Raw genomic sequence first — 12,434 nt, forward strand, 5'->3', positions numbered from 1 at the left:
GCCGAGGCGCGGCCGAAGCCGGACCAGGCGGCGCTGTTCAATCCCGGCCAGCCGGTGACGGTGAAGCCGCGGGCCGCCTCGCCATGAACGATCTCGTCATCGACGTCAGCGATCTGCGCAAGAGCTTCGGCGACCTCAAGGTGGTCGAGGGGCTGAGCCTGCAGGTCGCGCGCGGCGAGATCTGCGGCTTTCTCGGCGCCAACGGCTCAGGCAAGACGACGACCATCCGCATGCTGTGCGGTCTGCTCGCCCCCGATAGCGGCTCGGGGACCTGCATCGGTTACGACATCCTGCGCCAGGCGCACGACATCCGTAGCCAGGTCGGCTACATGACGCAGCGCTTCAGCCTCTACGACGACCTGACGGTGTTCGAGAACCTCGACTTCGTCGCGGCGGTGTTCGAAATGCCCAACCGCCGCGCCGCGGTGGCCGCGATGATCGAGCGCATGGGCTTGAGCGATCGGCGCGATCAGCTCGCCGGCCAGCTCTCCGGCGGCTGGAAGCAGCGCCTTGCGCTCGCCGCCTGCGTGCTGCACGGACCGAAGCTGCTGCTGCTCGACGAACCGACCGCCGGCGTCGACGTCAAGGCGCGACGGGAGTTTTGGGACCTCATTCACGACATGGCGGTCGACGGTCTGACGACCCTGGTCTCGACCCATTACATGGACGAGGCCGAGCGCTGCAGCCGCATCGTCTACCTCGCGCAGGGGCGCATCGTCGTGCAGGGCGGCGCAGCGGCGGTCATCGGCGGCTCCGGTCTCGTCACCTTCGAGGCGACCGGCGAGGGGATCGACGCCGCCGCCCGCCGGCTGCGCGGCGCGCCCGGCGTCGAGGCGGCGGGGGTGTTCGGCCGCGCGTTGCATATCGCCGGCATGGATCGCGCGGCGCTTCAGGCGGCGACGCGGGCGGTGGGCGACGGCCTCGAATGGCGCGAAGTCGAGCCGCGGCTCGAGGACGTGTTCATCCACATGCTGAGCCTCGAGGAGGCGCGGCGATGAACCGATTCTCGTTTCCGCGCCTGATCGCCTTGTTGCGCAAGGAAACGATCCAGGTGATGCGCGACTCGATGACGCTGCGCATGATCATCGCGATTCCGATCATGCAGCTGTTCCTGTTCGGCTACGCGATCAATTCCGACCCGAAACACCTGCCGGCCGGGCTGCTGTCGGTCGACGCCTCGAAATACGAGCGCACCATCGCCGCCGCGCTGAACAATTCCGGCTACTACAACTTGCAGCAGATTCGCTCGGAGCAGGAGGCCGACGAAGGGCTGGCGCGCGGCGATCTGATGTTCGTGGTCGAGATCCCGCCCGGGTTCGACCGCGCGGTCGATCGCGGCGAGAACCCAAGCGTGCTCATCGACGCCGACGCGACCGATCCGTCTGCGATCGGCAACGCGGTCGCGGCGCTCAACTCGGTGCTCGCCGACCTCAATCGCGACCTGCCGCCGATCCGCCAGGCGCTGCCGCAGACGCCGGCGGCCAATTTCGTCGTCCACGCCCGCTACAATCCCGAACAGCTCACGGTGCTCAACATCGTGCCGGGGCTGATCGTGATCGTGCTGACCTTCTCGACCCTGTTCGTCACCACGCTCGCCATCACCCGCGAGCGCGAGCGCGGGACGATGGAGAATCTGCTGGCGATGCCGGTCAGGCCGATCGAGGTGATGATCGCCAAGATCATTCCGTACGTGTTCATCGGCTACGTGCAGGTCGGGCTGATCCTCGTCGCCTCGGTGGTCTTCTTCGACCTGCCGGTGCGCGGCTCGTTGCCGCTGTTGCTCGGCGCGCTCGGCCTGTTCATCGCCTCGAACCTCGCCCTCGGCGTGACTTTCTCGACCATCGCCGCCAATCAGATGCAGGCGGTCCAGCTCGCCCAATTCACCCTCATGCCGTCGTTCATGCTGTCGGGGTTCATGTTCCCGTTTCGCGGCATGCCGGTCTGGGCGCAGGTGTTCGGCAACTTCATTCCAACCACCCACGCGATGCGCATCGTCCGCGGCATGTTGTTGAAGGGCAACGGCTGGAACGAGATCGCGTCGGACCTGTGGCCGATGGCGCTGTTCACGGTCGCCGTCATCGTCTTCGCCGTGTGGCGTTATCGCGAGACGCTCGACTGACGCGACAGCGCGGGTTCGCGGAGGCGGATTCACGCCTTTGTTAGCCGAAAACCGGCGCGGACGAGGCCATGGACGCGTCGAATTAAATGGCAATTAACATTTATAGCGGCTTAATTTCACGACGACAGGCGAGCGGAACGGGAGGGCCGACGCTCGCAGGCGTGTAGCCGTCTGTTCGCGCCGGTCTCGATCCGGAATTCCGCGCAAAACCGCCATCCGACGACGAAGCGCCCCGCACGGGGCTTGCGGCGCGTCGGCGGGGGAGGCCCACGTCGTGGGGGAATCGGTTGATGACTATCGACAATCTGAAGCTGCGAACCAAAGTCGTGATCCCGCTGATGGTGATGGCGGCGGTGGTGGTCGCCATGGTCGCCTTCGGCGCGACCCGGCTGATCGGCGTCAGCGCGACCGCCAGCGACATCATCGAGAAACGCGATCTGGGGGCGGTGGAGCTGACCCGCGCCGCCGCGGCGATGAGCGGCGTGCCGCACGCCATTTTCGCCGTGCTGCTCTACGACCAGGACGACGCGGCCCGCAAAGCGGCGAAGCGGGATTTTGAGAGCCTGGCGCCGCAAGCCAACATGCTGCTGAATCTTGCGGCTTCGCATCTGCCCGACAAGGCGGCCGAGATCGCCAAGTTCAAGGAGCAGTTCGACAAGATCGCCGCCGAGGCCAAGGAGCCGATGCAGGTCAGCCTCGACACCCCCGGCCTGATCCACGGAATGGGGATCCAGCCAATCGAGCTCATCCAGATGGGACACGGGGCGAGCCTCGCCACAGAAGTCGACACGCATGTGCATGCGCTGATCGGCGACATGAACAGGTTCAACGAGGAACTGCTCGCCGCCAACGCCGGCGCCAGCCAGGGCTTGAACGTCAAAGCCAGTCAGGCCGTGACCAGCATGGCTTTGGTCGGAATCGTCTCGACCCTGCTCGCCGGCGCCTTCGCGCTGTGGATGAGCACATTCAAGATCTCGCGGCCGCTGGTGCGCATGGTCGTGCGCATGCGCGCCCTCGCGCGCGGCGATCTCGAAGTCGAGATCGACGGGCTCGAGCGCGGCGACGAAGTCGGCGAGATCGCCAACGCGGTGCAGGTGTTCAAGACCAACGCGATCGAGCGGGTGCGGGTCGAGAAGGAAGCGAGCGAGCATCGCGCCGAAGTCGAGACCGAGCGCCGCCGGGTCGAAGCGGAGAAGGCGAGCGCCGCCGAGACGCAGACCCAGGCGATGAGCCAGCTCGGCGACGGCTTGCGCCGCCTCGCCGGCGGCGATCTGACCTCTCGGCTCGACCAGCGCTTCCCGACCGAATTCGCCAAGATCCGCGACGACTTCAATTCCGCGGCGCGCAAGCTGATGGAGACGGTGCGCGCGGTGGTGGCGAGCACCACCGCGATTCACGCCGGCTCGCACGAAATCTCCACCTCGTCCGACGATCTCTCGCGCCGCACCGAACAGCAGGCGGCGCGGCTCGAAGAGGCGGCGGCGGCGCTCGACGAGATCACCGCCACGCTGAAGAAGTCGGCCGAGGGGGCCAAGCAGGCGGCGGTCGAGGTCGCCAGCGCCGACGGCAACGCCAAGAAGGGCGCAATCGTCGTCAAGCAGGCGGTCGAGGCGATGGACGCGATCGCCAAATCGTCGGCGCAGATCGGCCAGATCATCGGCGTCATCGACGAGATCGCGTTCCAGACCAATCTGCTGGCGCTCAACGCCGGCGTCGAGGCGGCGCGCGCCGGCGACGCCGGCCGCGGCTTCGCGGTCGTCGCCTCCGAGGTGCGCGCGCTCGCCCAGCGTTCGGCGGAGGCCGCCAAGGAGATCAAGAGCCTGATCTCGACGTCGTCGAGCCAGGTCGACTCCGGCGTCCAGCTCGTCGCCGAATCCGGCAAGGCGCTCGACCGCATCATCGCCCAGGTGTCGAAGATCAACGGCATCGTCTCCGAGATCGCCACCAGCGCCGAGCAGCAAGCGACCGGCCTGCAGCAGGTCAATACGGCGATCAGCCAGATGGACGAGACGACGCAGAAGAACGCGACGATGGTCGAGGAATCCAACGCCGCCAGCCATTCGCTGTCGAAAGAGACCTCGCAACTCGCCAATCTGGTCGAGCAGTTCCAGGTCGAGGGCCGCGACGTCGCCACGCTCAGGCGCGAATTGCGCAAGGCCGCGCCGCACGCCTTCGCCAACCCGGCGGCGGCGGAGGCGACGAAGCCAGCGCCCGCCGCGCCAAAGCCGGCGTCCGCCGTTCCGAAGCCCGCGTCCGCCCCGCCGGTCCGCAAGGCGGCGGGCGGCGGCGGCGTCGCGGTCGCCGCCAGGGACGGGTGGACGGAGTTCTGAGGCTTCGCCACGAAGCGGCGGACGTCGCCGCGGAAACGAGTCGGGCCGCGACGCGCGGCCCGTCTTCTTCGGCCGCCCGCGGGCGAGCGAAGGCGCGGTTCGACCGCGACAAGCGCTAGCGATCGCCGCAGCCCTTGACGGCGCGGCGTTACAGGTTGCGGCGATCGGGGTTTCGCCAAGGCCAAGGCTTCGCGACCTCCGCCGCTGCGGCGCGGCGGGGCCCTGCTATAAGGGCGGGGCGCGCCGCGATTCGGGACCGGCGCGAGCCCCGATCCAGGGAGTTTTTGGCGATGCCGCTGACCAGCATGACCGGCTTCGCCCGCGCCGCGGGCGCGCTCGGGCCGTGGCGCTGGACGGTCGAGATCAAGTGCGTCAACGCCAAGGGGCTCGACCTCAGGCTGCGGCTGCCGCCGGGCTTCGACCGCATCGAGGCCGAGGCGCGGACGCGGATCGGCAAGGCCTTGGCGCGCGGCGCCTGTTTCGCGACGATTTCGGCCTCGCGCGAGGGCGCGGCGACGCAGGCGCGGCTGGACCTCTCGGCGCTCGACGAGATCATCGCCGCCGCGCGCGCCGCCGCGGCCAAGGCCGGCCTGGCGCCCCCGACCATGGACGGGGTGCTGGCGGTGCGCGGCGTGGTCGAGGTCGTCGAGGCGGTCGACGACGAGGCGAGCTTCGCCGCCGTCTGCGCCGGCGCGCTGGAGAGCCTCGATGCGGCGATCGCCGCGCTGGTCGTCTCCCGGCGCGCCGAGGGGGCGGCGCTGCAGGCGATCCTCGCCGAGCGGCTCGACGCCATCGCCAGCCTGACCCAGGCCGCCGACGACAATCCGGCGCGCCGCCCCGAGGCGGTGCGCGCCCGCCTCGCCGCCGCGGTGGCCGCGCTGCTCGAATCCTCGCGCGGCTTCGACGAGAACCGGCTGCACCAGGAGGGGATCCTGCTCGCCGCCAAGGCCGACATCCGCGAGGAACTCGACCGGCTCAAGACCCATGTCGCGGCGGCGCGCGCGCTGATCGAAGAGGGCGGGCCGGTCGGGCGGCGGCTCGATTTCCTCGCCCAGGAGCTCGGCCGCGAGGCCAACACCCTGTGCGCCAAGGCCAACGACGTCTCGCTCACCGCCCAGGGACTTGAATTGCGCGCGCAAATCGAGCAATTGCGCGAGCAGGTGCAGAACATCGAGTGAGGCGACAGGCGATGCGCCGACGCGGTTTGATCGTGATTCTGTCCTCGCCCTCGGGGGCGGGCAAGACGACGCTGACGCGCATGCTGCTGCAGGACAAGGCGCTCGACCTCTCCTTGTCGATCTCGGTGACGACGCGGCCGCGCCGATCGTCCGAGGTCGATGGCGTGCATTATCATTTCATCGGCCGCCATCAGTTCGATCTGATGAAGGCGGCCGGCGACCTGCTCGAATCCGCCGAAGTTCACGGCAATTGCTACGGCACGCCGCGCGAGCCGGTGATGCGCACGCTCGCCGAAGGGCGCGACGTGCTGTTCGACATCGACTGGCAGGGCGCGCAGCAGGTGCGCGAGGCGATGGGGAGCGACGTGGTCAGCGTCTTCATCCTGCCGCCGTCGATGACGGAGCTGCGCGCGCGGCTCGACCGCCGCGCCGAGGATTCGGCGGCGACGATCGAGAAGCGGCTGGAGAACGCCAAGCGCGAGATCGCGCGCTGGCGCCAATACGACTATGTCGTCGTCAACGACGATCTGCAGCAGGCCTATGGGCGGGTGTCGGCGATCATCGTCGCCGAACGCGCGCGCGGCTCGCGCGTGGCGGAAGGGGTCGAGGCGTTCGTCGCCAAGCTGCTTGGCGGGTGAGCGGGCTTCGCCGGCCGATTTACCGGCTGGCGCGGACCGCCGTGAGGCAGGCCGCCGATAATTGCGCCGCATGCTCATGCATGCAGGCATGGCGTTTGGCCTCGTCGTGGATGACCGGGCCGCAGAGCCGGTAGGCGTCACCGCGACAAGCGGCCGTAACCGCGGCGCTGGCGGCGAGCGCGGGCCCGGACAAGGCGAAGCAGAGAATCGCGACTACGGAAGCGAGGCGGATCATCGGCGCGCCCTCCGGCGATATTTGTCGGCGCATCAACGTGCCGCAAGTCCGGCCGGCTGACAAGCCGGCGCCGCCGCCGGCTGACGGCGGAGCCATTGCGCTGACGCCGCGGGCGCGTTAGCATTTTTGCTCGGCGCCCCCGCGCGCCTCATCCCGCCAGCGGGAGGCGGCCATGATCGCATTGCGTGTGGTCCTCGCGGGTTTGGTGTCGGCCCTGGCGCTCGCGCCGGCCTTGGCGTCCGACAATTCCAAGTCGCATATCGATCCGGACATAAAAGTGTACGGCCACGCCGACCAGATGAGCGTGAGCGACCAGAGCACCGACCCAACCGATAGCCAGGAGGTCGCGAACAACTCTAGCCCGAGCGGGCCGAGCCTCAGTCAACTGAATCAGCAGATTGTCGCGCAGCAAAACATGCTCAGTCAGGCCCAAGGGGCGCTGTCCTCAGCGCAGGCCCAGTTGGCGTTGGCGCAACAAACGCTTGCCTTGGCGACTCAGGCTAATATGGCGTCGGGGACCGCGATTTCATCCGCCCAGAGCACCCTCGCCGCCGCAAAAAAGGCCTACGCGCTCGGCTACGGGTCAGCCGCGACAGTCGCACAAGCACAAGCTGCGTTAGATGCGATGACTGTGAATGTCTCGTACGGCGTGCTGTCAGTCACCAACAGTGCCGGAGTGGCGTATCCCGACAACAGTGTGCCCGGGATGGCAGGCAACCAAATCGGACAGACCATGATTCTCGCTCAACAGGCGGTCCTCCAATTGCAGCTGGCGGTGGCCGCCGACCAGGTCCTGGTGGCGAGGGCGCAAGCAATGGTGGATCAAACCAAGGCGCAGATCAACGCCGCGCTCGGGCTGCCGAACCAGCAGAGCCCGCCTAACCAAACCAGCGATGCGACCACAGACACGACCGACACCGCGAGCGTCTCCGACCCTTCCAACGTGGCAAATGCTTCGATCGACGGCGGCGGCGGCGCCGATGGCGGCGACGACTGAGCGTTGACGAGGGGACCGGCGGTGGTGAAACAAATTGCAGCCGCATTCGCTCTCGCCGTCGCCTCCGCGATGGTCGTTACGGCGGCGAGCGCAGAGGTCTTCGCCAGTCCCGACGGCGCCTTCACGGTCGAGTTTCCGGCCGGGCCGAAGCTCGCCAAATCGCAGGGGCGGACCGAGAAGGGAACCGCCTACATCGAAACGCGCTGGTCGGTCCGCAATAAGGACGGCTATTGGGCGGTCGCCATGTTCGCCTACGCCAAGCCGCGCAAGGCCGATATCGAAGCCAATGTCCGGGCCGCCGTCGCCGCCGCCAAGGGTCGCCTGGCGAACGACCAGCCTATCTCTCAAAATGGTGTCGAGGGACGCGAGATTCTCATCGACGCCGGCAAATCCGGCGTCATCCGCGAGCGCATCCTGTGGGTCGCCGGGAATCTCTATTTCGTCGTCTACTCCGGCGACAGCGCTGCGGCCTCCGCCCCCGACGTCGATGAGTTCCTTATGTCCTTTGAGGCCGCCCGATGACTAGGCGCCGCCTGCGGGCTTGGCTCCTCCCGTTCGCGCCTCTGGCGGTGCTTTCGACGCTTGTCGCCTTCCCGGCGTGCGCCGCGGACATCGACCGTTGGTCGGACTGCATGGGCCGGAGCGGGCCGTCAGCGTCGATCAAGGAATGCTCCACGATCATCGACTCCGGAAAAGAACTACCGGACAGCCTGCCCTATGCCTATATCTACCGCGCCAAGGCGCATTTCGCATTGAAGGAAGGTGATCTCGCCTTCAAGGATTTCACCGCCGCGCTGAAGTTCGAACCGCCGCTCGCGCACGCCCACTACGGGCTCGGTCTGATCTACAAGGCGCGAGAGGACTGGCCGCACGCGATCGACGAGTTCTCTAAGACGATCGTCAGCCAGGCCGAGGACGCCGACATCGACGACTTCACCGCCGACTCGGAAGGATCGCTGCGCGCCGCGGCGCTGACCGAGCGCGGCTATGCGATGTTCAAGAACGGCGACGCGACGAAGGCGATCGCCGATTTTGACGCCGCGACCAAGCTCTGCCCGACTTGCAGCGCGCCGTGGCGCGACCGGGCGCTGGCGCTCGACGTCGAACAAAACGGCCCCGATGCAATGGCCGCCGCCAACCAGGCGATCGCGCTCGACACGCGCTCTTCGCTCGCCTTCGTCGTTCGCGGGTTCCTCAAAGCCCGGGCAGGAAAATACGACGAAGCGATCGCCGATTATGCAGAAGCGATCCGCCTGTCGCCGAGTTTCGAGCTGCCCTACAAGGCGCGCATGGGCGCCTACGCCAAACTGGGCAAGCGCAAGGAAGCGGCGGCCGACGACAAGACGGTCGCTCTGCTGGCGCAAGGCTCGGCGGACGCGTTCGCGACCGCCGCGCCGCTCGATGCCGACGCCGCCAAGGCGATCGCCGCGCCGCCGCTCGACGACGCGGCGCTCTTGAAACGATTCGCGGCGAAGACCTGGCAGGCGCGCCAGGGAATCTGGCTGACGACGCTCGAATTTCGTGGCGACGGCACGTTTCGCCAGAAGGCAAAGGATTCCTCGCCAGGAAGCCAGCTCGAAGTGACGCAAGACGGCGCGTGGGGCGTTTCGCGTGGTGAGTTGTGCCTCTACACCAACGTGGGCCTGTGCCTGACCGGCCATGAAGCGGACGGCAAGATCGCGCTGGCCCGCTCCGAGATCGTCGGCAGCCGCGCCGCCGAGAGCCTTGCCGGCGCCGGATCGCTCGAATATTTCGGCGCCGTCGACGCCTTGGCCGAACTTAAGGCCGACGCCGTCTCTGATCCGATCGCCGAGTTCCCGATCGACGAGGTTTTCGTCCCCGGCCTCCCCGGCGTCGCCAGGGGTCCGAAGACGCTCTTCTATTACATCCACGGTTTTGACGGCCGGGCGCGCGCGCATCCGCCGTTGCCCGAGTTTTTCGTCAGCGAAATTCAGAGCTCGCGCGGCTGGGACGTGATCGACGGGGCTTATCCGCGCTCGGACGTCAACGCAATCCGGCGGTTCGGCGGCTCCAATTGGGGCGCCGCAGAATTCGTCGCGCGCCGGCTCAGGGAGCTGAAGGCGCAGGGCTACCAGCACATCTACGTCGGCGGACAATCCTGGGGCGGCTGGGACCCCCTCGATCTGGCGACGATGCCCGGCCTGCCGCTCGACGGCGTCGTGCTAATCGTGCCCGCCTGCTGCGGCTGGCGGCCGACGGGGGCCAGTACGGACGATCCGAACTTCGCCAACAACAAGTTCTATTTCGATCAGTCAATTCTGCGCGTGCGCTATCCAACCGTCGGCGTGTTCTTTCTCGGCGACGAATACGAGCCCGCCGACCGCGGCAAGGGCGCGGCGGAGAAACTGAGCAAGCTTGGCGTGCCCAATCTGATGATCGATCATCCCAAGGGTTTCGAGGGACACGGATCAGCCTGGTTCCCGGTGTTCGACTACGAATATCGGCCCTGCATCGTCGCCTTCCTCGTCAAGCCCGTGACGACGCAATGCCCGGGCCGGCCAATCGCCGAGCGCGGCGGCGATTTTCGCGCCATTCTCACGGCCAAGCAGGTCGTCGATTGGCCCAAGCGCGCGGCGACCTTGTCGGAGGTGACGGGCAAGCGCTTCGCCGTCTATCCCGACGGCGACGAACGCACGATCGCGTCGCCCGACAAGACCGAGGTCAAGGGCTACGGAATGGGCGAGAGCGTGTTCGCCTCGTCGTTTCGCGGCGACCTCTACTGCGTGCGCGAGCGCGTCAAGTACGCTCAGCCGCAGACGACCGATGAGACCTGCGTGGATCTCGTCAAATGGTCGGACGGCGAGCTGCTGGCGCTCGACAAGCAAAGCGGAAACGTCCTGCAATGGTGGGTCGAGCGAAAGTAGCCCGCCGTGCTTCGCGCTTAATGCGGCGCCATCAATTCTGCGACAAAGTTCTTCAAAGTCGGCGACCATTTCTCCGTTTGGTAGCCGAAAGCGAGATGGCCGATTTCACTGTCGATTTCGACATAGCGCGCGTCGACGCCTGCAGCCTTGAGCGCGCTCATGACCGCTGGCGCGATGGCAGGCGGGAACTGCTTGTCGGTGCGCGAGAGGACATAGAGAACCTTGGCCTTGATCCGGCCGAACTGCGATCGGACGTCGAAAGTCTCGTGCGCGCGCAGCAGCGCGACGAGCCCGTTGGCGTCGAAACTCCGAGCCCACGTCCGTGCGCCAGAGACGATCGCGGCCTACCGCATCGCGGGATTGGCGATCTTGTCTTTGAGCAGGGCCTCAACCCCATAGGATTCGAGTATCGCAACGCGAATCTTGGCTAACGTCGCCGCGACGCCGCCGTTGTCGTAATACTGGCCGCCATTCCAGTTCGGGTCGTTGGCGAGCGCCGCGGTCAACTGGACGTCGCCGTGCGGCGGAAAGGGCGAATAGGGCGCGGTGAAGACGGGCGCCACGCCTGAGACGAAGTCGGGGTCGCTGACTGCCCACTGATACGCCTCGAAGCCGCCGAACGAAGGACCTGCGACGAGGACGAGATGCTTGACGCCGAGCGAGTCGACGAGGGCTTTTTGCGCCCGCGCGATATCGGCGACGGTGAAGGCGGGAAAATGGGGGCCGTAGGGCTTGCCGGTGTTGGGATCGAGGCTCGCCGGATTGGTCGAGCCATAGGACGAACCGAGCGCGTTCGAGGAAATCACAAATAGGCGATCGGTATCGATGGCTTCGCCCGGGCCGATCACCTTGTCCCACCAGCCGATGTCGCCAGCCTTTTCGCCAGGCGGCGCGCCGCTCTCGGCATAGAAGCCGGCGGCGTGGTGGCTCGAGGTGTAGCTGTGCTCGATCAACGCCGCGTTGCGACCGTCCGCGGCGAGCGCGCCGTAGGTTTCGTAGGCGATCGTGACTTCGGGCAGCGTCATGCCGCTGTCGAGTTTGAAATCGTGGATGGTGAAGAGCTTGCTCTCGACCGCGTCGAGGGACGAGGCCTCCGCTTGGAAGGAAGCCAAGAGGGCGGCGACCATGACGGCGAACATTCTCATCGACAGTCTCCGATGGCGCGGCGTCGCCCTGACTATCGTCGTGAAGCGGCGGATTCCGCAAGTCTCGTCGGCGCCTCGAGGCCATTCGCGGATCGGCTCGCAAGCCAAGGCCGTCGCGCGCCCGCCGTTGGCGCCGCGAGACAAAGACAGCGTCGCGCCATTCTTCGTCGACCGTGCTAATCTGGGTGCGTCCCGACGCTGTGGGAGGGGAGCATGAAAGCAATCCGAATTGCGTTGGCGCTGGCTGGCGGCCTTTCTGTTGTCGGCGGCCTCGCCATCGTCGCTTCTACGCCGGCTGCGGCCTGGTACTGTTCGGCGCGGGGCACGACAGGCGCCACCGGTTGGGGCACCTCCGGTTATCTCGCAACCGCAAAAGGCATCGCGTTGCGGGAATGCGCCGTGCGAACGCCACGCGGCGCCACCTGCTATATTATGTTTTGCAGGTAATCCCGGCGACCGTTGCGGCCGTCATCTCGGCAGCGGGCCCTGCCAGTTGTAACCTGCCGCCGCTCAGCCTATCTCGGGCCGGGACGCCGGGGGCTATCCGTTTTCGCGCGCCGAGAGGCCATGAACGACCGAGACGCATTGCCCGGCTGGCGCTTTTCCGTCGCGCCGATGATGGACTGGACCGACCGGCATTGTCGGGCCTTCCATCGCCTGCTGACGCGTCGCGCGCGGCTCTATACCGAGATGGTCACCGCCGACGCGGTCGTGTTCGGGCCGCGCGAGCGGCTGATCGGCTTCGACGACAGCGAACATCCGGTCGCGCTGCAGCTTGGCGGCGCCGAGCGCAAGCGGCTCGCCGAAGCGGCGCGCATCGGCGCCGATTTCGGCTATGACGAGATCAACCTCAATTGCGGCTGCCCCTCCGACCGGGTGCAGGACGGCCGCTTCGGCGCCTGCCTGA

12 protein-coding genes are annotated in these 12,434 nt (G+C 67.2%); 9 read left to right on the plus strand and 3 right to left on the minus strand.

Annotation, left to right across the window (positions count from 1 at the left end; translation table 11 throughout):
- The first annotated feature begins 83 nt into the window (after positions 1-83).
- From ABSF49_RS15730 to gmk, 5 genes are all read left to right on the plus strand, one after another.
- Entirely contained in the window at positions 84-998 is a 915-nt protein-coding gene (locus ABSF49_RS15730; protein WP_424113597.1) for an ABC transporter ATP-binding protein, read from the plus strand.
- Positions 995-2,119, plus strand: coding sequence for an ABC transporter permease (locus tag ABSF49_RS15735; RefSeq protein WP_424113598.1), 1,125 nt, complete (start codon positions 995-997; stop codon positions 2,117-2,119). Before ABSF49_RS15730 ends, ABSF49_RS15735 begins: the two co-directional genes overlap by 4 nt.
- 290 nt (positions 2,120-2,409) lie before the next feature.
- Positions 2,410-4,449 (plus strand): methyl-accepting chemotaxis protein, encoded by a 2,040-nt coding sequence (locus ABSF49_RS15740; RefSeq protein ID WP_424113599.1) that lies wholly within the window; start codon positions 2,410-2,412, stop codon positions 4,447-4,449.
- 290 nt (positions 4,450-4,739) lie between these two features.
- Entirely contained in the window at positions 4,740-5,627 is an 888-nt protein-coding gene (locus tag ABSF49_RS15745; protein ID WP_424113600.1) for a YicC/YloC family endoribonuclease, read from the plus strand.
- Positions 5,628-5,638: 11 nt separating this feature from the next.
- Positions 5,639-6,265 carry a guanylate kinase gene (gmk, locus tag ABSF49_RS15750; protein WP_424113601.1) on the plus strand — a complete coding sequence of 209 codons (627 nt, stop codon included), beginning with the start codon at positions 5,639-5,641 and terminating at the stop codon, positions 6,263-6,265.
- A 19-nt stretch (positions 6,266-6,284) separates the two neighbouring features.
- On the opposite strand, the gene ABSF49_RS15755 is transcribed toward gmk, so the two are convergent.
- Positions 6,285-6,500, minus strand: coding sequence for a hypothetical protein (locus ABSF49_RS15755; RefSeq protein WP_424113602.1), 216 nt, complete (start codon positions 6,498-6,500; stop codon positions 6,285-6,287).
- 172 nt (positions 6,501-6,672) lie between these two features.
- Here ABSF49_RS15755 and ABSF49_RS15760 point away from each other — a divergent pair, with 172 nt between their 5' ends.
- The 3 genes from ABSF49_RS15760 to ABSF49_RS15770 are packed head-to-tail and all read left to right on the plus strand — an operon-like array spanning position 6,673 to position 10,382.
- Positions 6,673-7,497 carry a hypothetical protein gene (locus ABSF49_RS15760; protein WP_424113603.1) on the plus strand — a complete coding sequence of 275 codons (825 nt, stop codon included), beginning with the start codon at positions 6,673-6,675 and terminating at the stop codon, positions 7,495-7,497.
- 24 nt (positions 7,498-7,521) lie between these two features.
- Positions 7,522-8,019, plus strand: a complete 498-nt coding sequence (locus tag ABSF49_RS15765; protein ID WP_424113604.1) for a hypothetical protein — start codon at positions 7,522-7,524, stop codon at positions 8,017-8,019.
- 47 nt (positions 8,020-8,066) lie between these two features.
- Positions 8,067-10,382, plus strand: coding sequence for a BTAD domain-containing putative transcriptional regulator (locus ABSF49_RS15770; RefSeq protein ID WP_424113605.1), 2,316 nt, complete (start codon positions 8,067-8,069; stop codon positions 10,380-10,382).
- A 17-nt stretch (positions 10,383-10,399) separates the two neighbouring features.
- On the opposite strand, the gene ABSF49_RS15775 is transcribed toward ABSF49_RS15770, so the two are convergent.
- Complete coding sequence (locus ABSF49_RS15775) at positions 10,400-10,543, minus strand: hypothetical protein (protein WP_424113606.1); 144 nt, start codon at positions 10,541-10,543, stop codon at positions 10,400-10,402.
- Between the two features lie 183 nt (positions 10,544-10,726).
- The gene (locus ABSF49_RS15780) at positions 10,727-11,527 is read right to left on the minus strand and encodes an alpha/beta fold hydrolase (protein ID WP_424113607.1); all 801 of its coding nucleotides are present in this window, start codon (positions 11,525-11,527) and stop codon (positions 10,727-10,729) included.
- A gap of 567 nt (positions 11,528-12,094) precedes the next feature.
- On the opposite strand from ABSF49_RS15780, the gene ABSF49_RS15785 reads away from it, so the two are divergent.
- Positions 12,095-12,434: tRNA-dihydrouridine synthase (locus tag ABSF49_RS15785; protein ID WP_424113608.1), on the plus strand; the 340-nt coding region annotated here is incomplete at its 3' end.

Origin of the sequence: Roseiarcus sp. (genome assembly GCF_049514155.1) — a bacterium.
In the GTDB taxonomy this organism is placed as follows: domain Bacteria; phylum Pseudomonadota; class Alphaproteobacteria; order Rhizobiales; family Beijerinckiaceae; genus Roseiarcus.